Here is a 24,996-nt window from a genome sequence, read left to right on the forward strand (position 1 = left end):
CTTATTTGTAAACGACTTTCGCGATTTCGTAGGCGCGGGCACCTGACGGAGCAGCGACTTCGGCTTCGTCGCCCTCTTCCTTGCCGATCATGGCGCGGGAGAGGGGGGACGTGATCGAGATCTTGCCCTCTTTGACGTCCGCTTCGTCTTCACCGACGATCTTGTAGGTGAACTTTTCTTCGGAATCGACGTCGATGATGGTCACGGTTGCGCCGAAGCGGATCTTCTTGCCGCCGAGCTTGCTGACATCAATGATGTCCGCCCGGGCCAGCTTGTCATCCAGCTCGCTGATGCGGCCTTCGATAAAGCTCTGCTTCTCCTTGGCGGCATGATATTCCGCGTTCTCCGACAAGTCCCCGTGCGACCGGGCTTCGGAGATGGCCGCAATGATGTTGGGCCGCTCGACGGATTTCAGCACTTTCAGTTCAGCCTGAAGGGCAGCGTGGCCTTCGGCGGTCATCGGAATGCGTTCCATCGTGAGTTTCCCTCATCTTGCGCGGCTAAAAAGCGTGGTTTTAAAAAGTAATCGCGTCAAGTGGGGCCAGCTCAGGTGCTTTGCAAGGCTCGCACCGAGATTTCCTGTGTTTTCAGGCTGGCGATGGCCTGAACGGCGGCGATCGAGGCGGCGAGCGTCGTGAAATACGGGATCTTGCGCGCTACGGCGGTGCGCCGGATCGACGCCGAATCGGACAGGGAGGCCGCCCCTTCGGTCGTGTTGAACATCAACTGGACATCGCCGTTGATCATAGCGTCCACGATGTGCGGCTGGCCCTCCAGAACCTTGTTCACCCGTTTGACCGGAATGCCGCTGGCTTCCAGATGGCTGGCCGTGCCGCTGGTCGCCAGGATGGTGAATCCCATCCGCGCCAAGTTACGGGCCGCTTCCACGGCGCCGGCCTTGTCATTGTCGCGGACCGAAATGAACACAGTGCCTTCCGAGGGCAGGCGGATGCCGCCGCCCAGCTGGCTTTTCAGGAAGGCCATGCCGAAATCGTCGTCCCAGCCCATGACTTCGCCTGTGGAGCGCATTTCCGGGCCGAGTTGCGGATCGACGCCCGGGAAGCGGGCGAACGGGAACACGGCTTCTTTGATGGCGATGCGGCGCGGATTGGCATGGCGCAGGTCAAACTCCGCCAACGGACGGCCAGCCATAACCTTGGCCGCAATCGCTGCGATCGGCGCGCCCACGGCCTTGGAGACGAAAGGAACGGTCCGGCTGGCGCGCGGGTTGGCTTCGAGGACGTAGATTTCCTCGCCCTTGACGGCAAACTGGATGTTGATCAGTCCGCGGACATGCAGCGCGCGTGCGAGTGCAATGGTCTGTTCGGCGAGCCGGCCCTGCAGGCTTGGGCTCAGTGTGAAAGGCGGCAATGCACAAGCAGAATCGCCCGAGTGAACGCCGGCTTCCTCGATATGCTCCATGATCCCTGCAACGTGGACATCCTGCCCGTCGCAAATGGCATCCACGTCGACCTCGATGGCGTCCGAGAGATAGCGGTCGATGAACAGCGAGGCGTCACCAGAGACGGCGAGCGCCTCGGCCGCAAACTTGCGCAGGTCTTCGTCATTGCGCGCGATCTCCATCGCGCGGCCGCCCAGCACAAACGAGGGCCGCAGCATGACCGGATAGCCGATCTCGTGCGCCTTCACTTCGGCTTCCTCCAAGCTGCGCGCGGTGCGCGACGGTGCCTGCTGGATTCCCAGATCGTCGAGAAGGCACGCGAATTGTTCGCGGTCTTCGGCCAGGTCAATCGACTCCGGCGTCGTGCCGAGGATCGGAACCTTCTCCTTGTTGAGTGCGGCGGCTAGTTTCAGCGGCGTCTGCCCGCCGAATTGCACAATCAACCCCATCAATTCGCCGGCCGATTGTTCCTTGTGCACGATTTCCAGAACATGCTCGATCGTCAGCGGCTCGAAATACAGGCGGTCCGACGTGTCATAGTCCGTGGACACCGTTTCCGGGTTGCAGTTGACCATGATCGATTCGATGCCGAGATCGTCCATCGCAAAGGCGGCGTGGCAGCAGCAATAGTCGAATTCGATACCCTGGCCGATACGGTTCGGGCCGCCGCCGAGGATCATCGCCTTCTTGCGGGTCGAGGGCAGGGCTTCGCAGTCCGGCTTGCTCTGACCAAACGCGGCGTGCTCGTAGGTCGAGTAGAGATAAGGAGTCTTGGCGGCGAACTCCGCCGCACACGTATCAATCCGCTTGTAGACAGGGCGCACGCCCAGCGAATGGCGCAGGCCCCGCACCCAGCCCTCGGCCTGTCCGATCAATTCGCCGAGACGCTTGTCGGAGAAGCCCTTGGCCTTGAGTTCGGTCATCGCCGCGGCGTCGTCCGGTAGACCGTTGGCCTTGATCGTGGCTTCGGTTTTGACGATGTCCTCGATCTGGCGCAGGAACCAGGGGTCGAACGAAGTAACCGCGTTCACGTCTTCGACGCTGAGACCCATGCGGAACGCTTCGGCGATCACGCGCAGACGGTCCGGGGACTGGATACCCAACGCCTGGCGGAGGGCGGATTCGTTTTCGAAGCTGATCTCGTTAAGACCCGACAGGCCCGTTTCCAACGAGCAGAGCGCCTTCTGCAGGCTCTCCTGGAAGCTGCGGCCGATGGCCATCGCTTCGCCGACTGATTTCATCGCCGTCGTCAGGACGGGCTCTGCGCCCTTATATTTTTCGAAGGCAAAGCGCGGAATCTTGGTGACGACATAATCAATCGTCGGCTCGAACGAGGCGGGCGTGACGCCGGTGATGTCGTTGGTCAATTCGTCGAGCGTGTAGCCCACGGCGAGTTTCGCAGCGACCTTGGCAATCGGGAAGCCAGTGGCTTTCGACGCGAGCGCCGAGGAGCGTGACACGCGCGGGTTCATTTCGATCACCACGAGGCGGCCATCGGCAGGGTTCACGGCGAACTGTACGTTCGAGCCGCCGGTCTCAACGCCGATCTCGCGCAGCACCGCAATCGAGGCGTTGCGCATCACCTGGTATTCCTTGTCGGTGAGCGTCAGCGCCGGCGCAACCGTGATCGAATCGCCCGTGTGCACACCCATCGGATCAATGTTCTCGATGGAGCAGATGATGATGCAGTTGTCCGCCTTGTCGCGGACGACCTCCATCTCGTACTCCTTCCAGCCGAGCAGGCTTTCGTCGATCAGGATCTGCGCGTTGGGCGAGGCCGCAAGGCCCGTCCGGCAGATCTCTTCGTATTCTTCGATGTTGTAGGCGATGCCGCCGCCGGTTCCGCCAAGAGTGAAGGCGGGGCGGATGATCGCGGGCAGGCCGACAATGTCGAGCGCATCCATCGCCGCTTTGAGGCCGGTGATTCGGTCATAGCCTTTGATCTTGCCATCGGGGCCGCGCACATCCGGCGAGGCGATGATGGTCGCACGCGGGTTCTCCAGTCCGATCCGGTCCATAGCTTCGCGGAACAGCTTGCGGTCTTCCGCCATCTCGATGGCTTCAGCCTTCGCGCCGATCAGTTCGACTCCGTATTTCGCCAGAGTGCCGGCATGATGCAGGTCCAGCGCGCAGTTCAGTGCCGTCTGGCCGCCCATCGTCGGGAGCAGCGCGTCCGGTTTTTCGATAGCGATAATCTTTTCGACGATCTCAGGAAGGATCGGTTCGATATAGGTTGCGTCCGCTAGGTCCGGATCGGTCATGATCGTGGCGGGGTTCGAGTTGACCAGGATGACCCGGTAGCCCTCGGCTTTCAGTGCCTTCACGGCCTGCACGCCGGAATAGTCGAACTCGCAGGCCTGGCCGATGATGATGGGACCTGCGCCAATCACGAGGATCGAGGAGATATCTGTGCGCTTGGGCATGGGGGACTCTCCTGAGGCGGCGGGCAAACGGCTGCCCTATAGCGGGGAGTCGGGGCGGGGGGCAAGGACAGCCTGCTGCGAAATCCTTGGATTGCGCCTGCGAATCCTGCTGCGGATTGCGCCGTAACGTCTTCCAGCACAAGGATTCCTTACATGCGTCACCATTTCATTGCCGGCCTGGTTTCCTTGTCGGTGTTCGTGCTCACGGGGTGCATCTCAATCACGGATGCACCGGCATCGCCTGCGCCGGTGCCTGCCGAGGTCACCACAATCGAAATCGTCAAGGAAGTCCGCGTCGAAACGACGCCGAACCTGTTCATCATGTACACGCTCAAAGAAGGCGTCACACCCGAACAGTTCGAAGATTGGGTCCGCACGACCGACCAGCCGTCAATGCGGGCGCTGGCTCGGGTGCAATCGTTCCGCACTTACCGCGCCGAGCGCCTTCTGATGGGCGAGGGTGAGCCGGGGGTGGCCTATATCGAAGCGTTTGCGATCCCGGATCTTGAGGGGTTCGTCGCCGAAGACATGGGCGGCGAGACCGTGCAGACCGTCATGGGTGGATTCATGGGCCTCGTCGACGCACCTCAGTTCATCGTGGTGTCAGAAGTCGAATAGGCCTCAGTGGATCAGGCGCGCTTCGCGGGCGGGCAGGATCGTCATCGGCACATCCGTGCGGCCGGGATCGAACCGGATCTTCAAGGCGCCCTTATGGGTCATTTCGATATTGCTGGCGACGAGTTGCAAAAGCGGCGAGGCCTGGTCGGCCGAGCCCTCGCCGGTGATCGAGAATTTCTGGCGCGGCAGATAGATCGTGCCGATCAGTTCCACGCCGCCCGAACCGGTGAGGCGTGAACGCTCGACATTCTTGCCGGAGAGTTTTGCGCGGCGGTTCTCGGCGATCGTGAAGCCTGCGGTTTCGCCGTCAGATGGCGCCGTAAGGGTCGCACGGGCCTGGTCGAGCACCGAGAAGGTCGCTTTGTCGCCATGAAGGACGATTGTCACGCCATCGCCCGACAGCGTCGCCCGGCGGCGTACCAGCAGCGGCGCGCCAACGATATGATAGATGCCCGGTTTCATCCGGACATGACCTTCGCTGATGTCCAGACCGGCATAAGTGCCGGGAGACAGGGTCAATGTCGGCGACATTGAATAGGTATCGCCCTTCAAAACCGAGCTGGGCAGGTTATCCACGAGGCCGAGGATTTGGGCGACCTCAAGGACGTGCAAGCCCTTTGCCGCGCCCTTCGTGAACACCCCCTTCTTGTCAATCATCAAAGCGGAATTTCGGCCACCCCCCGCCAGCGCAATCGAGTTGATTGTCGAAAGCAGGCTCTGGGTTTCGGCGTCCGAGAGCTGCTCGCCGGTTGCGACAGACCTGATGAGAGAGCGGGTAAGGCTTTTAAGGCTCGGCTGATCGAGCAAGTGCGACAGTTGCGCAGCCAAAGCGGCAGGGTTCGGGCTTTTGTTCTTGCTGCCGGTTGGGAAAGGGTTGATGTCGATCTTCCCTGGCAGCGGCGCGGTCCAGGACGCAAGCGGGTCCGGGATAGGGTCACAATTCTCATTAGGGCGCGGCGTCACGCTGGCTGAAGCGACATGGGCATTGCCCGTTGCGCAGAAATACTTCGTGGAAGCGGTGCCGCCGGTAAATTCCATCGACCGGGATCCGGTTGTGTTGGACCAGACAATGCAATTCTCTGCAGACAGGCTGGCCGCACCCGATGTTCTGAGGCCAGAGGCGTTCGGGTTAAGGCCGAGGATGCAGAGCGGGAAGCCCCAGGTCGCGGAGGCTGCTGCGGTGCGTTCGATGTCGATCGAGGCCGTCCGCCCCGCAATCTGCGCAGCCGGGTTCACGGGCGTGAACCTGAGGGCGACTTCAATGACGGTCTTCTGGCCATAGGCGTCTTCCGTCACCGCGCCGACATCGAGTTTGGCGATCGCGTAGGTCGAGTTCGCCCGCGCGGAGGCTTCCGCTGCGATCTTCGCGGCTTCCAACCGGTCCTCGGCCCTTGGCGATGCGGCGTTCAGGAACGCCGTCGCGCCTGAAAGCGCCGACTCGTCGGCCGAGATTTGCAGGTTCGTTGCCGCCCTGCTGTCGAAGCTCAGCGCGATGGTTGCGCCGGCCAGGGAGAGGATCACTAGCAGGCCAATCGCGAAGATCGGCATCACCGATCCGCGGTCGTCTCCCAGCCTGGGGACCGGAAGCAGTTTGCTGGCAAAGCGGTCCGACATGGTGCCAGACATATCGTATCTGGCGGAAGAAACGGTAAATTCGAGGCCTGCAGTTTCTCTCAACAGACTGAAATCTGCTGCAATAGGTGAGGTTTGCTGTCCGATTTGTGCTTAACGGATCAGGTCCAGCGCTTCGCGGTCCGCTGGCTTATGACATCGATGTCTTCCCGCTCGGTGTCTGCGTAACCGGTCACAACATCGGCCACGAATGGATTGTCCTTGCGCTCCTGTCCGAACGTGGACATCGGCCCGTGGCCCGGAACGAACCGCATCTGATCACCCAGGGGCCAAAGTTTGCCGGTGATGGAGTCGATGAGCTGCTGGTGGTTTCCCTTAGGGAAGTCTGTACGCCCGACCGAACCGCGGAACAGTACGTCCCCGACAAAGGCCATCGCACCTTCCTGACTGTAGATCACGACATGGCCCGGCGTATGTCCGGGGCAGTGGGCCACGCCGAACCTGTTTCCGGCCAGCTCCAGCACATCACCGTCTTCCAGATAGCGGTCCGGTTTGACGTTCTTGCCATCCATGATCCCGTAACGGGCGCCTTGCGCTTCGATCTCGTCGAGCAGCCACTGGTCATCCTTGTGTGGTCCGATGACGGGACAACCCGTCCGCTCGGCGACCTGTGTGGCAGCGCCGGCGTGATCGAGGTGGCCGTGCGTCAACCAGACCGCGACGATCTTGACGCCAAAATGCTCCGCCGCGCCCATCAACCTGTCAATGTCGCCGCCCGGATCCACGAAGACGCCTTCCATGGTCTCGGTGGACCAGATCATCGATGTGTTCTGCTGCAGCGGGGTCACCGGAATGATCCGGATCTCGAGTTTCGGGGGGGCTTGGGTCTGGCTCATGACAGAAGGCATAGCGCCGGCTGGGCCGGATCGCAAACCCGACGAAGCGGCGCTTTCCCTCGCAGCGGGCCTCGGTTAACTATCAGACTGATCTGGCGAGCAAGGAGCACTGCCCATGACCCGCGAACCTCTCCGAGTGCGCGCCAATGGTCTGGGCGATCTGTTCCAGGGCCGTTTCGGGATCCTGCTCGTCGCCCTGATCGGCCTGTGCATCTACTGGCAGTCCAACCAGAAAGACGTGCCGTTCGCGCCGGGCAAGAAGCAGCTGAACACCCTCTCCGTCGCCAAGGAGATCCAGCTCGGCCAGGAATCCTATCTCCAGATCCTCCAGCAGGAGCAGAGCCAGGGCAACACGGTGCTGTGCGCCGATCAGGCGTCTTGCACCGGTGACGCGCGCCAGCTGACAGAGACCGTTCGCGATATCGGGGCGCGTCTGCAGGCGGCGGCGCGGGAACTCGAGAACGAGTACCGTGCGGAGGGCTATGAGATTCCGGGGGTCGTCGACCAGTTCGACTGGACCTACTATGTGGTCGATTCCGAAACGCCGAATGCGTTCTGCCTGCCCGGTGGCTATGTCGCCGTCTATACCGGCATCCTCGACATCACCGGCAACTATGATGGCCGCGTCTCGCTCGATGACCTGGCCGACACGGACAAGCTCGCGGTCGTAATGGGGCACGAGATCGGGCACGCGCTGGCCCACCACGGAGCAGCCCGCATGAGCACGCAGCAGGTGTTGCAGATCGGTCAGATGGCGGTGGCGGTCGGTCTCGGCGACATGAGCGCCAGCCAGCAGCGAATGGTGATGCAGGCCTTTGGTGTAGCTGCGCAGGGCGGTTTCCTAGCCTTCTCGCGTGAGCATGAAATGCAAGCCGACAAGATCGGTCTCGATCTGTTGGTCCGCGCCTGTTACGACCCGCGCGAGGCGCCAGAGCTCTGGGAACGGATGGGTGAGATCGGGGGTGGCCAGCGCCCGCCCGAATGGATGAGCACCCACCCGGCTTCAGAGACCCGCGCCGAGAATTTCCGCAAATGGATGCCGGACGCTATCGCCGAGTATGAGTCGCGCTGCGGCCCCTTGCGTTGAGGCTGGAACGGAAACGGCCCCCGCTTTTGAAAGCGAGGGCCGCCAAAGGGCCATTCCCCAGAATCGGAAGAAGCTCACTTCTTCCACCCTTCAGATTGGCGTTTAGCGCCGGTAACCTGAATGCGCCGCAACAGGCATTTCCGCCGAGCGCTTCACGCTTGTGTGAGGCGGCTGGACGACGTCGGGGCGCCGCCTTAGCCTGCAGTTTCGGCACCGGGCCAGGAGTTTCCATGCAATCGATCTACTGGGTGCTGACCTGGGCCTGCCATCGCAAATGCGTCCATTGCTACGATGATCGTTTCCGTCCCTACCTTCGCGGCGCTTTGACCGATGTGGTGGCGGAGGGCCAGCAGGCCTACGACGCTGTGCTCGCAAACCTGCCGGATGATATGACCTGGACCGACGCATCCGGCGTGCGGCAGCCGACGTTGCTGATCCTTGCTGGCGGCGAGCTGCTGATCGATGGTGTGCGGGAGGAATTGTTCTATCCCGTGCTGGACGCCATCCGGCGCCGCTGGCCGGATGCACCGCCGCGTCTGTCCGTACAGACCACCGGCGATGTGCTTGAGCCTGAATATCTCGATGCCATGCTTGCGCGCGGCGTGACCACGATCGCCATCGCCTCGATCGACGACTATCACGTGGGCATGAAAGGGGAGCGCAAGTTCCGCTTCATGGAGAAGATCCGCGCCATGATGACGGAGCGGGGTGTGTCTGAAGTCTCGATCGGCGGCGCAAAGAGCGACAAGCTCAAATCGCCCGATCCAGCTTCGCGCCCTCAGGACGGACAGCCAACGTTCCTTTTCTTCGGCGCGCAAGAGGATCTCTGGATCGGAGAGCTGTGGCCGCGTGGCCGGGCCTGGGCCAATGGTCTGACGAAGGCCGGCTATGAAACCAATTTCTGTGCCCGATGGTCCGGTGCCCGGAATTTCCTGAAAATGCACGAAGCCGGCAGCGAGATTGCCATCGAGCCGGATGGTTCGATCTATCCGTGCTGCCTGAAAACCAAGGCGCCGCTCGGTTCGCTCGCCGAAGAGCGCCTGGAGGACATCTTCACCAGCGTCGGTGCGCTTCCATCGATCCAGGCCCTCAACGCCGGAGACCCGGAGGGGATGGGGCTAGCCGGCGGCTGGAGCCGCGAAGTGTTCCGGAGCCGTTCGATCGCCACCGATGGCAAAGGACGCGAAATCACAAATGCCTGCCTCGGCTGTGACCGCTATTTCGAGGAACATCTGAGCGCTGAATTGAAGGCGTTGCGGATGGCGCGACTGGCCACAAAAAAAGCCGCGCTGGCAGCCGGGTAACGGCCTGCCGCGCGGCTTAGGATTTGCAGTCCGGCCCCGAAGAACGGGTTCCACCCAGCCTGCGAAGAAATCGAGAGAGCGAAAAAAAGTCCTGCAAAGTCTGCAGTTACGTATTATACATACCATCGGTATCAAAGTGCCTCAAGAGGCAATTACATGGCAAAACGCACCTCTGAGCAGGCCGCTGAAACGCGCGACGACATCATCGCCGCCGCGCGGACATTGTTTACGGCCGAGGGGTATGCCGCCACCAGCGTGGCGGAGATCGTCAAGAAGGCGGGCCACTCCAAAGGCGCGTTGTTCCATCACTTTGAGAAGAAGGAAGACCTGTTCCTCGAGGTCTGGAAGCAGTTGCAGATCGAAATGGATTCCGAGGCCCGCGAAGCGGCGATCGCCAGCCGCTCCAAGACCGATCCTTACGCTTCATTCCTCGCCGGTTGCCGGATCTATCTCGAATGGTCGCGCCGCCTGGACTACCAGCGGATCGTGCTGGTGGACGGACCAGCAGTGCTGGGTATGGCGCGCTGGCACAAGCTCGACTTCGAACTGGGCAGTGAAAACATGACGCGCGGCACCGAGTTTCTTGCACGCGCGGGGCGCTTTCCGCTGCACCTGTCGAAGTCAGCCGCCGTCATGCTGCAGTCGGCGCTCAATGGAGCAGGGTTCGTGCTTGCGTCCGGTAGTCCGGACATCACCGAGGACGAAGTCTTCGATACGTTCGAGCGGCTGCTGCGCGGACTGGCTTAAACCTCGTCCAGCAGTTCGGGGAAATTGTTCCGGACATTTCCGACCGCCGGCCCGATCGGCCAGGCCATCATGTCTTCGTTCGGGTAGGGTTCGAACAGCGGCGCCGGATCGCCCTTTGCCGCATCGAGCCACAGCCCATAATTTTCCGGTGACAGGATCACGGGCATCCGGTCATGGATGCCGGCGGTGAAATCGTTGGGCTTCGTGGTGAGGATCGTGAAAGTCTGAAGTTCCGAACCGTCGATCAGGGCGGCGTCCCACAGGCCCGCTACGCAGAACCACCGACGGTTCTTCAGTTTGAAGGCAAACGGCGTCTTGGTCTTTCCGCTCACGGACCATTCGTAATAGCCCGAGATCGGCACCAGACAGCGCTTGTGCCGGAAGGCGCCGCGAAACACGGGCTTTTCCGCAGCCGTCTCGGATTGCGCATTGATGGTGGTGAACTTCTTTTCCGAAAGCGGCTTCGTCCACCAGGAGGGCACCAATCCCCACTGAGCTGGCACCATCTCGCGCGCCCGGGTCACTTCGTTGAGGCGCACAATCGGATGGATCTGCGTGGGCGCCGCATTGTAAGTTGCCGGCGGCGGCTCAATACCTTCCGGCGGCTCGCCCATGATGTTCAGTGCCGCGAAGTATTCGGCCCAGGTGACGCCTTCACGGAAGAAGCGGCCACACATGTCCGCCGCCGCCTATTTGCCCCGGTGCTGGCGCATCAGGCCGGCGAAGCGTTCAAACAGGTAGAAGCTGTCCTGCGGACCGGGAGAGGCTTCCGGGTGATGCTGTACCGAGATGATCGGTTTGCCTTCGACCGCGAGACCCGAGTTCGTGCCATCGAACAGTGAGCGGTGGCTTTCGGCAACGCCTGGAGGCAGAGTGGCGACATCCACGGTGAAGCCGTGGTTCATCGACACGATCTCGACCTTGCCGGTTGCAAGATCCTTCACCGGGTGGTTCGCGCCGTGGTGGCCCTGTGCCATCTTCATCGTCTTTGCGCCGAGAGCGAGCGCAAGCATCTGGTGGCCGAGGCAAATGCCGAGGATCGGTATGCCCGATGCAATCAGCTCACGGATCATTGCGCCGGAACGCACATAGGTTGCGGCCGGGTCGCCGGGCCCGTTGGAGAACACCACGCCGTCCGGCTTGAGTGCCAGCACGTCAGCCGCCGTGGCGTCGCCGTTCAAGACCGTCGCGCGGCCGCCGACATTAGCGAGGTTGCGCAGGATGTTCTTCTTCAGGCCGAAATCGACGACCACGACATGGAATTCGGCATTGCCCATCTGCACATGGCCCGCGCCCGGCTTCCACAGACCCTCAGTATGCTCAAAAGGCTCTTCCTGCACGACATCCGCGGCGAGGTCTGCATTGTCGAGGCCGGGCCAGGCCTTGGCCGCGGCGATCAGGGCGTTGAAGTCGATGCTGCCCTCCGGCTGGTGGCAGATGGCAGCCTTCGGCATGCCGAGCTCGCGTATGCGCCGGGTTAGGGCGCGGGTGTCGACGCCTGAGAGGCCGATGATGCCCTTGCGGGTCAGCCAGACGCCAAAATCCTCAGCCGCGCGCCAGTTTGACGGCGCCGTGATCTGCTCGCGGAAGATCGCGCCCCGCGCTGCGTCCCCGGCGGGCGGCGTGGACTCCTCGTGGTCTTCGGGGTTGGCGCCAACATTGCCGATATGGGGGAAGGTGAACAGCACCAGCTGCTGGGCATAGGAGGGATCTGTCAGGATCTCCTGATAGCCCGTCATCGCCGTATTGAAGCACAATTCGCCGGTTTTTATGCCGGTTGCCCCGGCGCCATGGCCCGCAAATACGGTGCCGTCCGCAAGGGCAAGGGCCCCGGTGGCTGAGTCCATATCTTGATTCTTGCTCACAGAACGATTACCTCAGCGCGCTTGACTGGTTGACTCGGTGTTAACCAGTCTGGCTAAAACTTGGCCGCTTATTGGGGCTGAGTCTCCGCACCGTCAAGCAGCGTGCTTAAAGTGCGGGCGTAGAAAGGCATTGGACGGCATGGGCCGCGAAGACGTGTCAGCGTGTATGGGACTCAGAGCCCGCATCCTACAGGCACTCAAGGACGAATCGGATTCCATCGGCGATGAGACAAAGCGGGCCACGCTGCGTCTGATCGAGTGTGCGATCCGTGACAGGGATGTCTGTGCGCGCGGACGTGGCCAAGGGGCCGGCTGTCCGGACGAGGATGTCCGCCGCGTGCTCGAAACACTGGTCCAGCAGCGCGAAGCGTCCGCTCGTGAGCACGATGATGAAGGTCGCATCGAAGACGCCATCCGCGAGCGCGAAGAAATCGCCATCATCAAGCAATTCCTGCCCAAGCCGCTTTCCGGCAAGGCGCTCGACATCGCGGTGAAGCAGGTGGTTGAAGACCTCGGTGCCTCGAAACTGACCGATCTCGGCCGCTGTGTGACGGCGCTCAAGGAGCGTTATCCGGGCCTGATCGAGGCTGCCAGCGCGGGCCAGGCGGTTCGTGCCAAGCTCACCAAAGCATCGCTCTGATACAAAGTCCAATTGCGCGCCTGCGACGCCGTCCGAATGGGCGGCGCCTTGTTCTTTCCTTGAAATCGCAGCGCAATTGCCCTGAGTCTGGACCCGACTTTACTCGCGACCCGCGCCTCTCGTGGTAGGCTTTGCCCACACTACCAACGAAGGGAATCTCCCATGAAACCCCTTCTCATGACGGCTGGTGTAATTGCCCTGACGATGTCCGCAGCATCCTGCGGCGCCAGCAAGACCGAAACAACCTACACGCCCCAGCAGGTTGCTGAAGTGCCGGCGCCGTTTGAAGCGGATGTCACGGCCGGTCCGGCCGAGCGCCAGACTTTCCAGCTGGCGTCGGGCGAATTTGCAGGGTCCGACTTGATCGGCGCCTCCGTCCACATTGCGGCGGGCGAGGAAATCGCCAACGTCGCCGATATCCGCCTCGCTGAGGTTGGTTTGGAGCCGATGATCATCCTGCGCGATGGCGGCGTCGCCGGCGAACTGCACACGATCGGCTTCCAGGATGCCACGATCGTTCCCGATCCGGACACGTCCGGCGACGCGCCGAACCTGATGGTGCAGTTCTCCGGTCAAACCCTGAAAACGCTGCCGGTGTTCGAACAGCCCAAGGCGGATGATTACACCTTCGCCTCGGAAATGATGGGCACCAACGCCACAATCACGTCCAGCGGTGAAACCGCCCGGATCCACGACATCGTCCTGACGAATACCGGCGAAGCCCGCTTTGCCGTGATTTCGCCGGTCGTGCTTAATCCTGAGCAGATCGTGGTCAATGCCAATTCGATCCTCGTCTCCCAGGGGGGGCGGATGGCGAGATGACGCTGGACCTGATGGCGCAGGATCTTGCGGTCGCCCCCGAGTACCCCCGGGAATAACCGGCCCACAGCCTGCGTTTGGGGCCCCCGGACGGCGGGGCTCCATTTCGTTTCGCCAGTATGAATTGCTGCGTTTCCCTCACCGCGCGAAAGCAGTAGACTGGCAAGAATGTCCCAGCCCGTCCGCATTCCTGACGGCTTCGTAGAGGAGCTGAAAGCGCGCATCCGTCCCTCGGACGTGATCGGGCGCAAGGTGAAGCTCACCAAGAAGGGCAAGGAATGGGTTGGCCTGTCCCCCTTCACCAACGAGAAAACGCCGAGCTTCTACGTCAACGACCAGAAGCGGATTTTCAAATGCTTCTCCTCCGGAACCGGCGGCGACGTCATCAACTTCGTGATGGAGACCGAGCGGCTGTCCTTCTTGGAGGCGGTCGAGAAGCTTGCCGAAGAAGCCGGCATGCAACTGCCGAAGGCAAGCCCGCAAGCCGTTGAGGAGTATGACCATCGCAAGCGGCTCATCGCGGCCTGCGAAGCGGCGGCGAACTGGTTCGAAGACCGGTTACATTCATCCGAAGGCAGCGCGGCGCGCACCTATCTCGAAGGCCGGGGCCTGGAGCCTGCCGCGTGGAAACGCCACCGTCTCGGCTATGCGCCGGATGACTGGCGCCGTACCCGCGCGCATCTCCACGAGAAGGGCTTTACCGACAAGGAGCTGATCGAGACCGGACTGATCCGCGAAAGCGACAAGGGCGGCGAGCCGTTCGACTTTTTCCGCGGCCGCCTGATGTTCCCGATCACCGATGTGCGCGGCGCCGTCATTGCATTCGGGGGCAGGGGGCTGACGCCCGATGCCAAGCCAAAATACCTGAACTCGGGGGATACCGAGCTCTTCCACAAATCCACGGTGCTCTACCGTTACCGCGCCGCCCGGGAAGCGCTGGGCGCTGGCGAGGGCGGCGGACTGATCGTGTGTGAGGGCTATATGGACGCCATTGCGCTCGCGGAGGCCGGTTTTGGCCAGGCCGTGGCCCCGCTTGGCACCGCGCTGACCGAAGAACAGCTGCAATTGATCTGGAAAGCGGGCCCAGAGCCCGTGATGTGTTTCGATGGTGACAGGGCCGGCCTCGGCGCCGCCTACCGGGCGCTGGACCGTGCGTTGCCCTTCGTCGAACCTGGAAGATCCGTGTTTTTCGTCCTGTTGCCGGACGGGATGGACCCGGATGACCTGATCCGGGCCCGGGGTGTGCTGGCCATGCGCGAGCAGCTGGACCAACGCCTTCCGCTTTCGGAACTGCTCTGGCGGCGCGAGCGTGATGCCGAACCTCTCGATACGCCCGAGCGCCAGGCCGGTCTCGAAGCACGCCTGATGGCAGCGTGCAGCCAGATCCGCCATGGCGGGGTGAAAGCGGCCTATGAGCGCGATCTGAAGTCCCGGCTGCGCGATCACATGTGGGCCCTGCGCGACGCCAAGCGTAGTGCCAGCTACAGGAAGGGCCGGCCCGGATCGGGACAGATTCCCGCCGATGGCGAACCCGCCCAGGCCGAGCTGAAACAGGGCCCCCCCGCCAAGCTGCGCGGCCTTGGCACGATTGTCATGGCGGTTGACAGCCCCTTCCTGCTTGCGAAGGGGGCCGAGACGCTCGCGGCCTGTGCATTGGCCGATCCCGATGTGACGAAAATCCGTGATACGCTGCTGGACCTGGCAAATGCGGGAAAGCCTATTGACCGGGCCCTGTTGACCGCCCATTTAACCCAAACTGGGTACATGCGTGCTGCCAGTTTGCTCAAAGAATATCCCGCAACGCCTCAGATAGCGGCCGATGGGCCCGAGGCTCGGGAGTGGCTGATCGCCCTCGAGCAATATGTGGCAGCCGGGCGACCCGGCCAGGAAATACCCGGCTCTGGCATGGAAGATGCGAGCGGGGTAGCCTCGACGTCGCCTTCGGGTTGGCGGCGCAGGCATCAAATGGTCGCGGAGCGACGGGCCCTCAAAGCCCGCATGAACGAAGCAGCAGGCAAGCGCAGCGACAGCTGATCGGCAGGGCGATTCACAGAAGGCGATGGCGGGCAAGAGGCGGCCACCTTCGCTAGGGAGAGACTTGAATATGGCGACAGCCACCAAGAAGAAAAAGAACACGGCCGGTGATGGCGAAGGTGAAGACGACAAGGAAACCGAAGGCGGTCTTGTCGATTTCAATGCGACAGACGTCAAAAAGGTCCTGAAGCGCGCCCAGAAGCGCGGCTTCATCACCCATGACGAAATCAACCAGCTGCTTCCGGATTCGGACATGAGCTCGGACCAGATCGAGGACGTCATGTCCCAGATCTCCGAGATGGGCATTGCCGTCGTTGAAACGGAAGAAGAGGCTGAGGAGCAGGGCAAGGCCCTGACCAAGCTTGAGGACAAGAAAGTCCTCGCGAAGAAAGGCAACGCCCGCGGTTCCGACCGGACCGACGACCCCGTGCGCATGTACCTTCGTGAAATGGGCGCCGTGGAACTGCTCTCGCGCGAAGGCGAGATAGCGATTGCAAAGCGGATCGAAGCCGGCCGCGATGCGATGATCCGCGGCCTGTGCGAAAGCCCGCTGACCTTCGAAGCCATGATGGTGTGGCGCGACGAGTTGATGAACGAGCGCATCCTGCTGCGCGATCTCATCGATCTTGAAGCGACCTATGGCGCGGAGAATCCACCGCCGGAGCCCAAGCCCGTCGAGGAGAAGGCGCCTGAGCCGCCGCCGGTCAAAGGCAAGAAGCGCAGCCAGGAAGAGGTCGACGAGGTCGAAGCCGAGCGCCTGCGCCAGCAGCAGCAGGAAGAGGAAGAGGAAGACGACGCGGCCGCGATGTCGATGTCGGCGATGGAAGGCGAACTGCGCGAAGGCGTACTCGCCAAGCTCGATGAGATCGCCGAGAGCTTCGGCCGCTTCCGCAAGCTGCAGGACCGCCTGGTCGGCCGCCGGCTGGAAGGTAAGGACCTGACGCCGAAAGCGCAGCACGAGTATGACGAGCTGTCGCTTCTGATCGTCGAGAACCTCAAGACGATCCACATCAACAACGCCCGTATCGAGGCGCTGGTCGAACAGCTCTACGCCATCAACAAGAAGCTGATGGGCCTCGAAGGCAAGCTGATGCGTCTGGCCGACGCGCACGGCGTCCCGCGCAAGGAATTCCTCGAGAACTATATCGGTTGCGAACTCGAGCCGAACTGGGCCGAGCGCGTGCGCGTTATTTCCGCCAAGTGGAAACGCCTGCTCGATGGCAAGGGTGCCGAGATCGAAGAAGTCCGTGCCGAGATCACCGAGATCGCGACCGAGATCGGTATCCCGATCGACGACTTCCGCCGGATAGTCCAGACCGTGCAGAAGGGCGAGCGCGAAGCGCGCATTGCGAAGAAGGAGATGGTGGAAGCCAACCTCCGTCTCGTGATCTCGATCGCGAAGAAATACACGAACCGCGGCCTGCAATTCCTGGATCTCATCCAGGAGGGCAATATCGGCCTGATGAAAGCGGTCGACAAGTTCGAGTATCGCCGCGGCTACAAGTTCTCGACCTATGCCACCTGGTGGATCCGTCAGGCGATCACCCGGTCCATCGCGGACCAGGCCCGCACGATCCGTATCCCGGTGCATATGATCGAGACGATCAACAAGATAATCCGTACACAGCGCCAGATGCTGCACGAGATCGGCCGCGAGCCGACCCCGGAAGAGCTGGCTGAGAAGCTCGGCCTGCCGCTTGAGAAGATCCGCAAGGTTCTGAAGATCGCGAAAGAGCCGATCTCTCTGGAAACCCCGATCGGCGACGACGAGGATTCAAACCTCGGTGACTTCATCGAGGACAAGATGGCGCTGCTTCCGGTGGACGCCGCGATCCAGTCGAACCTGCGTGAGACGACGACCCGCGTTCTGGCCTCGCTTACGCCGCGCGAAGAGCGTGTTCTTCGTATGCGCTTCGGCATCGGCATGAATACGGACCACACGCTGGAAGAAGTCGGCCAGCAGTTCTCGGTCACCCGCGAACGTATCCGCCAGATCGAAGCCAAGGCGCTGAGGAAACTCAAGCACCCGAGCCGGTCGCGGAAGCTGCGGAGCTTCCTGGATACCTGATCCAGACACAAAGGGCGGCCTCCGGGCCGCCCTTTTTTTGCATTGTCCGCGGCGCTGCGCCGCCTTTTCAAATTGTCCTGCAATTATCATCCTGCCGCCATGACCCTGCTGCCGTCATACGTTTACGATGGCGAATGCGTGCTCTTCTCACGCGCTGTCCGGTATGTGCTGCGGCGCGACCGGTGCGATCCGCCGATCCGGTTTGTGGCCATCAAGTCCGCAGAAGGCCGTCGGATTGCGGTCCCCAACTCCGTCGATCCGGATAATCCGCACACCTTCATTTTTGTTGAGAACGAAAGTTCATACGTGCTCTCCGATGCGGTCTTCGCGATGTCCGCAAGAGCAGGCGGCCCGGGCCGCTGGATTCGGGTCTTCCGATTTGTGCCCAGACCGATCCGCGACTGGGTCTATGCCCGTCTCGCAAGCAACCGCTACAATCTCTTTGGCAAATTAGATAAATGCTACCTGCCGTCTGTGGAAACGCGTCACAGGTTCGTCCTGGAGAACAATTGATGTGCTCTGAAAGCGATTGAATGTTGCCGACGCCTCTTGTCAGGCGAGTGCATCCGTGGTCCTGTCCTATCTCGATAAACGATAAGATGGGGCCGATGCCATGATCCGTGATCTTTCCAGTTTCCTCAAAGCGTCCGCCGCTGCGGGCGTGCTTATTGCCCTCGGCGCCTGCGCCACGGCGCCGGCCGAGGCACCGCCGGTCGCCGAAGTGCCGGTCGCGGCCGAACCGGTGGTCGAAGCGCCGGTCGAGGTGGCGCGTGAGCCGGTCGTCTGGGACCTGACGGACCTCTACGAAACGCCGGAGGCCTGGGACGCTGCCTATGTTGAACTGCAGGGCCGCATCGCGGAAATTCCCGCGTTCAAGGGCACGCTCGGAAAGAGCGCGAAGCAGATGGCCACAGTCTACCAAACCACCTCGGACGTCGCGAAGGACGCCGTGCGCCTCTATACTTACGCCTCGCTGAAGAATGACGAGGATCAGCGCGATGCGACCGCGCAGGAGCGCTTCGGCAAGGCGCAGAACCTGTTCCAGTCGCTGGGGGAGGCGACGAGCTGGATAGACCCCGAAGTGCTCAGCCTCGGCGAGAAGAAGGTGAACGCCTATCTCAAGGCCGAGCCTGGCCTTGCCGATTTCAAGTTCGGCCTCGAAGACACCCTGCGCAACGCGCCGCACACGCTGGACGACCAGGGCGAAGCCCTGCTTGCGAAAGCCGGCCTCGCCCTCTCGCAGCCGAACCAGATCTACAGCCTCTTCGCCAATGCTTCGATCCCGTGGCCGACGCTGACGCTGGCCGATGGCACCGAGGTGAAACTTAACCAGGCCGGCTATTCGCGCTATCGCGGCGCCGCAGACCGTGACGACCGCAAGGCCGTGTTCGACACGTTCTGGGCGGCGTGGAAGCAGTACGAGAACGGCATGGGCGCCACGCTCAATGCGCAGGTCCAGTCGGCGATCTTCCGCGCCAAAGCCCGCAATTTCGACAGCGTGCTGGAACGCAACATGTTCGATGATGCGCTGCCGCCGGAAATTTACACCCAGCTCGTCACGCAGGTGAACGATTCGTTGCCGGTTTTCCATCGCTACCTGAAGCTCCGTGGGCGGATGCTCGGCGTCGAGGACCTGCGGTATTACGACATCTACCCGCCGATCATCGAAGCCGACACGGGCACGTTCGACATCGACCGATCGAAGGAGATCACGTTCGAAGCGCTCAAGCCGTTCGGCGAGGAGTATCTTGGCCTTTTGCGTGAAGGCCTGAGCGAGCAATGGATGCATGCCTATCCGCAGGAGGGCAAGGAGACCGGCGCCTACATGTCCGGCTCGGCCTATGATGTGCACCCCTACGTGCTCCTGAACCACAACGACGACTACGACTCGCTGTCGACCTTCGCGCATGAGTGGGGCCATGCGGTGCACACGATGCTCGCCAAATCCGAGCAGCCATTCACCACCGCGGGCTATTCGACGTTCATTGCGGAGATGGCGTCCACCATCAACGAGATCCTGCTCGAAGAGTACATGATCGCGAATGCCGAAACGAAGGAGGAGAAGCTCTATTACCTCGGCTATGCCCTCGAAAGCCTGCGCGGTACGTTCTACCGTCAGACCATGTTCGGTGAATTCGAACTTGCTATCCATCAAGCCGCTGAACGGGGCGAGCCGTTGACCGGCGCGAAGCTGACAGAAATCTATGGCTCACTGCTGCGCAAATATCATGGCGAGCCGGAAGGCGTGATGACGATCGACGATGCGTATACGGTCGAATGGGCCTTCATTCCGCACTTCTATTACGAGTTCTATGTCTATCAATATGCCACGTCGGTCTCCGGTGCGGCCTGGTTCTCCGAACAGTTCCTGGCCGGCGACGACAAGGTCCGCGACAACTTCATTAATGTGCTGAAGGCCGGCGGTTCGGACCATCCGCACGACATCCTGATGCATGAAGCTGGACTCGACATGACGAAACCGGATGCCTATCAGGCCGTGGTGCGCCGGATGAACAACATCATGGACCGGATGGAAGCTCTTCTCGACGAGGAATAGGGGCTCGGTTCCCTTGTAGAAGGAAACACCCGCGGACGATCACCGCGGGTGTTTTTTCACACACGAAGATCAGCTCGCCGCATTCAGGGCCTGATCAAGATCGGCCTTGAGATCATCAACGCCTTCAATGCCGATGGACAGGCGCACCACATCCGGCCCGGCGCCTGCAGCGATCTTCTGTTCATCCGTCAGCTGACGGTGTGTGGTCGATGCGGAATGGATCACCAGGCTGCGGGCGTCGCCGAGATTGGCAACGTGGCTGAACAGTTTCAGCGTGGCCACGAACTTCATGCAGGCTTCATAGCCGCCCTTCAGTTGCACGGTGAACAGGGCACCTGGGCCTTTCGGCGTAATGCGCGCCGCGCGGTCCTTGTAAGGTGAAGATTTCAGGCCGGGATAGGTAACCGATTTCACCGCGGGGTGTTTCTCCAGCCATTCGGCAATCGCTTGGGCATTGGCGAGGTGCTTTTCCATTCGCAGGGAGAGGGTTTCGATGCCCATCAGCGTATAGTGCGCGCCTTGCGGGTTCATCGTCATGCCAAGGTCGCGCAGGCCGATGGCGATGCCGTGGAATGTGAAAGCCGCGGGTCCGAAGGCCTCGTGGAACTTCAGGCCGTGATAGGCCGGCTCCGGCGCCGAGAGGGACGGGAACTTGTCCGATGCCGACCAGTCGAACGTTCCGGAATCCACGACGGCGCCGCCGGTGACGGTGCCGTTGCCGGTCATGTATTTCGTCAGCGAATGGACCACCAGGGTCGCGCCGTGTTCGATCGGGCGGCATAAATAAGGTGTGGCCGTTGTGTTGTCGACAATCAGCGGAATGCCAGCTCTGTTCGCGATCTTCGCAATCGCGTCGAGATCGGTGATGTAGCCGCCGGGATTGGCGATCGTCTCACAGAAGATCGCGCGCGTGTCACGGTCGATGGCGGTTTCGACTGCCTTGAGATCATCGAAGTCGACAAACTTAGCCGACCAGCCGAACCGTTTGAACGTTTGTGTGAACTGGGTGATCGTGCCGCCATACAGGCGTGTCGAGGCGACGATGTTGCGCCCCGGCGCCATCAGCGGAAACAGTGCCATGATCTGCGCCGCATGCCCCGATGAGCAGCAGACAGCGCCTGCACCGCCTTCCAGGGCAGCGATCCGGTTCTGCAGCGCGCCGACGGTCGGGTTGGTCAGGCGCGAATAGATGTAGCCGACTTCCTGCAGGCCGAAGAGGGCGGCGGCATGGTCGGCATCGCGGAACACATAAGCCGTGGTCTGATAGATCGGCACCTGGCGCGCGCCCGTGGCGGGGTCCGGCTCGGTGCCGGCGTGAACCTGCAAAGTGTCGAAGTCAAAATCCCTGGTGTCGCTCATGGCGAGTCTCTCCCTTTTCCTGTTTGCGCCCGGAGGTCCGGATACGGATTACTTGAACGTGTCACACTGGTTCGGGTCACCGGAATTGTAGCCCCGGCCCAGCCATTCCATCCGCTGAGCGGCGGTGCCATGGGTGAAGGCTTCCGGCGTCACGCGCCCCTGCATGCGTTTCTGAATCATGTCGTCGCCGATCGCCTGCGCGGTCTTGAGGCCTTCTTCCATGTCGCCCCGCTCCAGCGCGACCGATCCGTCCGATACGTCTGCGGCCCGGGCGGCCCAGACGCCCGCATAGCAGTCCGCCTGCAATTCCAGGGCGATAGAATACTGGTTCGCCTCTTCCCGGCTACGCGCGGACTTCTGTGCATTCTGGACTTGCTGCGAGGCGCCGGTCAGCGTCTGCAAATGGTGGCCGAACTCGTGCGCGATGACATAGGCGCGGGCAAAGTCGGCGCCCGAGGCGCCGAGCTTGGTTTCCATTTCCTGCCAGAAAGAAAGATCCAGATACACGGTCTGGTCGGCGGGACAGTAGAACGGGCCCATCGCGGCCTGGCCATAGCCGCAGCCAGTATTCGTGCCCTGTTTGTACAGCACCACCGTCGGCTCGGTGTAGCCGGGCAAGGCCCCGCTCCAGACGTCGTTGATATTGGCGCCGATCACGTCGACGAACAGCCCGGCCTCGTCTGCTGGCGTGCCTTCGACACCCGCCTGCTGCTCGCCGGTGATCTGCGAGCTGCCGCCCAGAACGGCCTGGGTCTGTGACGGGTCGATGCCGAAGACGAAATAGCCGATCAGCGCGATGACAATGACGCCCAGCCCGCCGCCAGCTGCTGCGCCAGGCCCGAGCCCGCGCCGGTCTTCCACATTTCCGCCCCGTCGTCCGCCTTGCCATTTCATGTCAGGTTCTCCTTGGGGCAGGTGTGCCTGCCTGCCTTCCCTCTCCTTGTACAGCCAAGCTGCCTGGGAGGGCCAGCCCTTCGCGCCGTTTGCCTGAAAGGCGAGAGGCTGGCATCCTGACGGAATTCGAAGCTTCCGGAGCCCCGCCCATGCGCCTCAACCAAGTCACCCTGCCGTGTACGGATTACGCCGCCAGCGTCGCCTGGTGGCAGCGTTTCGGCCTGAAGCTGATTGTCGATTCGCCGCCCCGCTATGCCCGGTTCGAATGTCCGGCCGAAGAGGGAGAGGAGCCCGCTACGCTGTCGATCCATCAGGTCGATGCGCCGCTGACCGTAGATTGGCCGGCGGTGTATTTTGAGGTGAACGACGTTTTCATCGAGGTCGGCGGGCGCTGCATGGCAGGGATCCATCCGCTGGGTGAGCCGGAACGCAAGGATTGGCTGTGGACTGAGGCCTGGTTCAAGGATCCGGCCGGCAACCGCGTCTGCCTGTACCGTGCGGGCAAGAACCGCCGTTTCCCGCCTTGGCGGGTGGGCGCGTCGGAGGCGCCTTAAGGCGTTGCCAAGGCTGTGACTGCAACCGTCAATGCGGGGCCAGCATTCAGCCGCCTGCGAAACGGATGTCCTCTGCGGCGGCGGCACGCTTGGCCGTTTCGCGGGCGGTGTGGGCGCATTTGGCGCCTTGGCGCTTGTGCGGCTTGCACAGAAGGCAGCCGGACCGGGTCGATTTCGGACCCTTGCGTTTGAAATTGGCCATGACACTGCCTCCGGGATCGGGGGGCGGAATTATCAGAGCGCGCTGAACCGCCCCTGAACGGGCCTAGCGCTCTTTGGGGTCCAGTGCATCGCGCAGGCCATCGCCGATGAAGTTCAGGCACAGCAGCGTCACCGACATCGTGACGGCCGGAGCGATCAGCATCCACGGCTTGTCGTCCATCATGTTGGCACCGTCTGCGATGAGCACGCCGAGCGATGTCAGCGGTTCGTTCACACCAAGTCCAAGGAAGGACAGGAAGCTCTCTGCGAGGATGACGACTGGGATAGTGAGCGTCACGTAGACCGCCACCGGGCCGATCACGTTCGGCAGGATGTGGCGAACGATGATACCGGTCTGCGACACGCCGGCCGCGCGGGCGGCCTCGATGAACTCCTTGCCTTTGATGGACAGGGTCTGGCCGCGCACGATCCGGCTCATCGTCAGCCATTCAATGGCACCGATAGCAGCAAAGATCAGCACGATATTGCGCTCGAACACGGTGAGCAGCAGGATCACGAAGAAAATGAAGGGCAGGGCGTAGAGCACGTCCACGATGCGCATCATGAAGTTGTCGATTCGGCCTCCGAGATAGCCGGCGACAGCGCCCCAAGTGACACCGATGACAAGGCTGACGATGGTGGCCACCACACCGACCAACAGCGAGATGCGCAAGCCGATCAGCAGGCGGGCGAGCAGGTCGCGGCCCTGCAGGTCTGTGCCCAGCGGGTGCATGCCTTCCCAGGTCGGCGGGATGGTGCGCAGATCAGAAATCGTGCGGTAGTCGTGTACCCAAACCATTGGCCCGAAAGCCGCGATCAGCACGATGATGCCGAACAGGATCATCGAGAAAACGGCCGCCTTGTTCCGCAGGAGGCGCATCCGCGCGTCGTCCCAAAGCGAGCGGCCTCCCTGGATGGCCTGGGTGACCGCTTCGACGCGGCCGGTCGGATCAAGAATAGGATCGAGCGAGGCCATCAGTCGTATTTCACTTTGGGGTCAAGCATGGCGTACAGGATGTCTGCCACGAGGTTCAGGAGGATGATCAGTCCGGCGTAGACGATGATCGCGCCCATCACGAGCGTGTAGTCGCGGTTCAGTGCGCCGTTGACGAAATAGCTGCCGAGGCCGGGCAGGCCGAACAGCTTCTCGATGACGACCGAACCGGTCATCACGCGGGCCATGGCGGGACCGGCATAGGACACCAGCGGCAGCATGGCCGAGGGCAGGGCGTGGCGGGTGATCACTTGCCATTCCGACAGACCCTTGGCGCGGGCGGTACGGATATGGTTGGCGTGCATGGTCTCGATGATCGAGGCGCGCATCAGGCGCGAGATGATGGCCACCTGCGCCAGCGACAGGGTCGCAATCGGCAGGGTCATATTGTACCAGTTCATCCCGATATTGGGATAGGTGCCGAGCCCGCCGACGGCGAAGAGGCCGGTGCCGATGGCGAAGACAAGGATCAGGATGGGCCCGATCACGAAGCTCGGCACAGAGATGCCGACCATCGCGATGCCCATGACCCCGTAATCCGTCGCGGAGTTCTGCCTGAGCCCCGCAAATACCCCCAGCGCCGTGCCGAGGATCAGCGAGATGAACATGGTGAGCGCGCCGATGGTCAGCGAGACGGGCAGGCCGTCCGCGATCAGGTCATTCACGCTCTTGCCGAGGGTCTTGTAGGAGGGGCCGAAATCGCCCTGGATCACGCCGCCCACATAGTTGAGGTATTGCTCGTGCAGAGGCTTGTCGAGGCCGAACTTGGCTGCAATGGCGCGTTCCGTCTCGGGCGGCAGCTTGCGCTCGCCGTCGAACGGGCCGCCGGGCGCGGCGCGCATCATCAGGAAAGCCATCGTGATGATGGCCAGCATGGTCGGGATCGCGATCAACAGACGCCGGAACGTGTAGCCCCAGGGAATCCTTCGGAAAGCGCGTTGCAGCATCGTCACGGAACGGAA

Annotated in this window: 22 protein-coding genes; 11 read left to right on the forward strand and 11 right to left on the reverse strand. The window is 62.1% G+C overall.

The features are described 5' to 3' along the window. Position 1 precedes the first annotated feature (1 nt). Positions 2–475 (reverse strand): transcription elongation factor GreA, encoded by a 474-nt coding sequence (gene greA / locus GC148_RS14040; protein ID WP_291071668.1) that lies wholly within the window; start codon positions 473–475, stop codon positions 2–4. A 71-nt stretch (positions 476–546) separates the two neighbouring features. Continuing rightward, entirely contained in the window at positions 547–3,825 is a 3,279-nt protein-coding gene (gene carB / locus GC148_RS14045; protein WP_291071670.1) for a carbamoyl-phosphate synthase large subunit, read from the reverse strand. A 153-nt stretch (positions 3,826–3,978) separates the two neighbouring features. On the opposite strand from carB, the gene GC148_RS14050 reads away from it, so the two are divergent. Continuing rightward, positions 3,979–4,443, forward strand: a complete 465-nt coding sequence (locus GC148_RS14050) for a hypothetical protein (protein WP_291071672.1) — start codon at positions 3,979–3,981, stop codon at positions 4,441–4,443. A gap of 3 nt (positions 4,444–4,446) precedes the next feature. Here GC148_RS14050 and GC148_RS14055 read toward each other — a convergent pair whose 3' ends face one another. Both GC148_RS14055 and GC148_RS14060 read right to left on the reverse strand, forming a co-directional pair. Beyond that, a complete protein-coding gene (locus tag GC148_RS14055; RefSeq protein WP_291071674.1) occupies positions 4,447–6,057 on the reverse strand; it encodes a Tad domain-containing protein in 1,611 nt (536 codons plus the stop codon). 119 nt (positions 6,058–6,176) lie between these two features. Further along, on the reverse strand, positions 6,177–6,911 hold the full coding sequence (locus GC148_RS14060; RefSeq protein ID WP_291071676.1) for an MBL fold metallo-hydrolase: 735 nt from the start codon (positions 6,909–6,911) through the stop codon (positions 6,177–6,179). Positions 6,912–7,026: 115 nt separating this feature from the next. Between GC148_RS14060 and GC148_RS14065 the strand changes: the two genes are divergently transcribed. The 3 genes from GC148_RS14065 (at position 7,027) to GC148_RS14075 (ending at position 10,049) form a co-directional block, all read left to right on the forward strand. Further along, positions 7,027–7,998, forward strand: a complete 972-nt coding sequence (locus GC148_RS14065) for a M48 family metallopeptidase (RefSeq protein ID WP_291071678.1) — start codon at positions 7,027–7,029, stop codon at positions 7,996–7,998. 230 nt (positions 7,999–8,228) lie between these two features. Continuing rightward, the gene (locus tag GC148_RS14070) at positions 8,229–9,302 is read left to right on the forward strand and encodes a radical SAM/SPASM domain-containing protein (RefSeq protein WP_291071680.1); all 1,074 of its coding nucleotides are present in this window, start codon (positions 8,229–8,231) and stop codon (positions 9,300–9,302) included. A 156-nt stretch (positions 9,303–9,458) separates the two neighbouring features. Then, entirely contained in the window at positions 9,459–10,049 is a 591-nt protein-coding gene (locus GC148_RS14075) for a TetR family transcriptional regulator (protein ID WP_291071682.1), read from the forward strand. On the opposite strand, the gene GC148_RS14080 is transcribed toward GC148_RS14075, so the two are convergent. Further along, the gene (locus tag GC148_RS14080; protein ID WP_291071683.1) at positions 10,046–10,726 is read right to left on the reverse strand and encodes an SOS response-associated peptidase; all 681 of its coding nucleotides are present in this window, start codon (positions 10,724–10,726) and stop codon (positions 10,046–10,048) included. The two genes, GC148_RS14075 and GC148_RS14080, sit on opposite strands and share 4 nt — an antisense overlap. A 12-nt stretch (positions 10,727–10,738) precedes the next feature. Then, the gene (carA, locus tag GC148_RS14085; protein WP_291071685.1) at positions 10,739–11,896 is read right to left on the reverse strand and encodes a glutamine-hydrolyzing carbamoyl-phosphate synthase small subunit; all 1,158 of its coding nucleotides are present in this window, start codon (positions 11,894–11,896) and stop codon (positions 10,739–10,741) included. A 184-nt stretch (positions 11,897–12,080) separates the two neighbouring features. On the opposite strand from carA, the gene GC148_RS14090 reads away from it, so the two are divergent. From GC148_RS14090 to pepF, 6 genes are all read left to right on the forward strand, one after another. After that, positions 12,081–12,554 carry a GatB/YqeY domain-containing protein gene (locus tag GC148_RS14090; protein ID WP_291071687.1) on the forward strand — a complete coding sequence of 158 codons (474 nt, stop codon included), beginning with the start codon at positions 12,081–12,083 and terminating at the stop codon, positions 12,552–12,554. A gap of 162 nt (positions 12,555–12,716) precedes the next feature. After that, positions 12,717–13,376, forward strand: coding sequence for a hypothetical protein (locus tag GC148_RS14095; RefSeq protein WP_291071689.1), 660 nt, complete (start codon positions 12,717–12,719; stop codon positions 13,374–13,376). A 165-nt stretch (positions 13,377–13,541) separates the two neighbouring features. Continuing rightward, positions 13,542–15,407: a DNA primase gene (gene dnaG / locus GC148_RS14100; protein ID WP_291071690.1), complete on the forward strand. Its 1,866-nt coding sequence runs from the start codon at positions 13,542–13,544 to the stop codon at positions 15,405–15,407. Positions 15,408–15,477: 70 nt separating this feature from the next. Further along, complete coding sequence (gene rpoD, locus GC148_RS14105; RefSeq protein WP_291071692.1) at positions 15,478–17,475, forward strand: RNA polymerase sigma factor RpoD; 1,998 nt, start codon at positions 15,478–15,480, stop codon at positions 17,473–17,475. Positions 17,476–17,574: 99 nt separating this feature from the next. Next, on the forward strand, positions 17,575–17,988 hold the full coding sequence (locus tag GC148_RS14110) for a DCC1-like thiol-disulfide oxidoreductase family protein (protein WP_291071693.1): 414 nt from the start codon (positions 17,575–17,577) through the stop codon (positions 17,986–17,988). A 100-nt stretch (positions 17,989–18,088) separates the two neighbouring features. Further along, a complete protein-coding gene (pepF, locus tag GC148_RS14115; protein WP_291071694.1) occupies positions 18,089–20,032 on the forward strand; it encodes an oligoendopeptidase F in 1,944 nt (647 codons plus the stop codon). Between the two features lie 69 nt (positions 20,033–20,101). Here pepF and GC148_RS14120 read toward each other — a convergent pair whose 3' ends face one another. Together GC148_RS14120 and GC148_RS14125 are read right to left on the reverse strand one after the other, a co-directional pair. Further along, entirely contained in the window at positions 20,102–21,391 is a 1,290-nt protein-coding gene (locus GC148_RS14120; RefSeq protein WP_291071695.1) for an O-acetylhomoserine aminocarboxypropyltransferase/cysteine synthase family protein, read from the reverse strand. Between the two features lie 48 nt (positions 21,392–21,439). After that, positions 21,440–22,285: a neutral zinc metallopeptidase gene (locus GC148_RS14125; protein WP_291071697.1), complete on the reverse strand. Its 846-nt coding sequence runs from the start codon at positions 22,283–22,285 to the stop codon at positions 21,440–21,442. Between the two features lie 149 nt (positions 22,286–22,434). Here GC148_RS14125 and GC148_RS14130 point away from each other — a divergent pair, with 149 nt between their 5' ends. Further along, on the forward strand, positions 22,435–22,839 hold the full coding sequence (locus GC148_RS14130; RefSeq protein WP_291071698.1) for a VOC family protein: 405 nt from the start codon (positions 22,435–22,437) through the stop codon (positions 22,837–22,839). Between the two features lie 46 nt (positions 22,840–22,885). Here the strand turns inward: GC148_RS14130 and GC148_RS14135 are convergent, their stop codons facing one another. The 3 genes from GC148_RS14135 to GC148_RS14145 form a co-directional block, all read right to left on the reverse strand. After that, the gene (locus GC148_RS14135; RefSeq protein WP_291071700.1) at positions 22,886–23,041 is read right to left on the reverse strand and encodes a hypothetical protein; all 156 of its coding nucleotides are present in this window, start codon (positions 23,039–23,041) and stop codon (positions 22,886–22,888) included. Between the two features lie 63 nt (positions 23,042–23,104). Continuing rightward, positions 23,105–24,016, reverse strand: a complete 912-nt coding sequence (locus GC148_RS14140) for an ABC transporter permease subunit (protein WP_291071701.1) — start codon at positions 24,014–24,016, stop codon at positions 23,105–23,107. Then, positions 24,016–24,981 (reverse strand): ABC transporter permease subunit, encoded by a 966-nt coding sequence (locus tag GC148_RS14145; RefSeq protein WP_291071751.1) that lies wholly within the window; start codon positions 24,979–24,981, stop codon positions 24,016–24,018. The genes GC148_RS14140 and GC148_RS14145 overlap by 1 nt, the downstream gene beginning before the upstream one ends. Between the last annotated feature and the right edge of the window lie 15 nt (positions 24,982–24,996).

The sequence above is a fragment of the Hyphomonas sp. genome (assembly GCF_016125515.1).
Classification (GTDB): Bacteria; Pseudomonadota; Alphaproteobacteria; order Caulobacterales; family Hyphomonadaceae; genus Hyphomonas.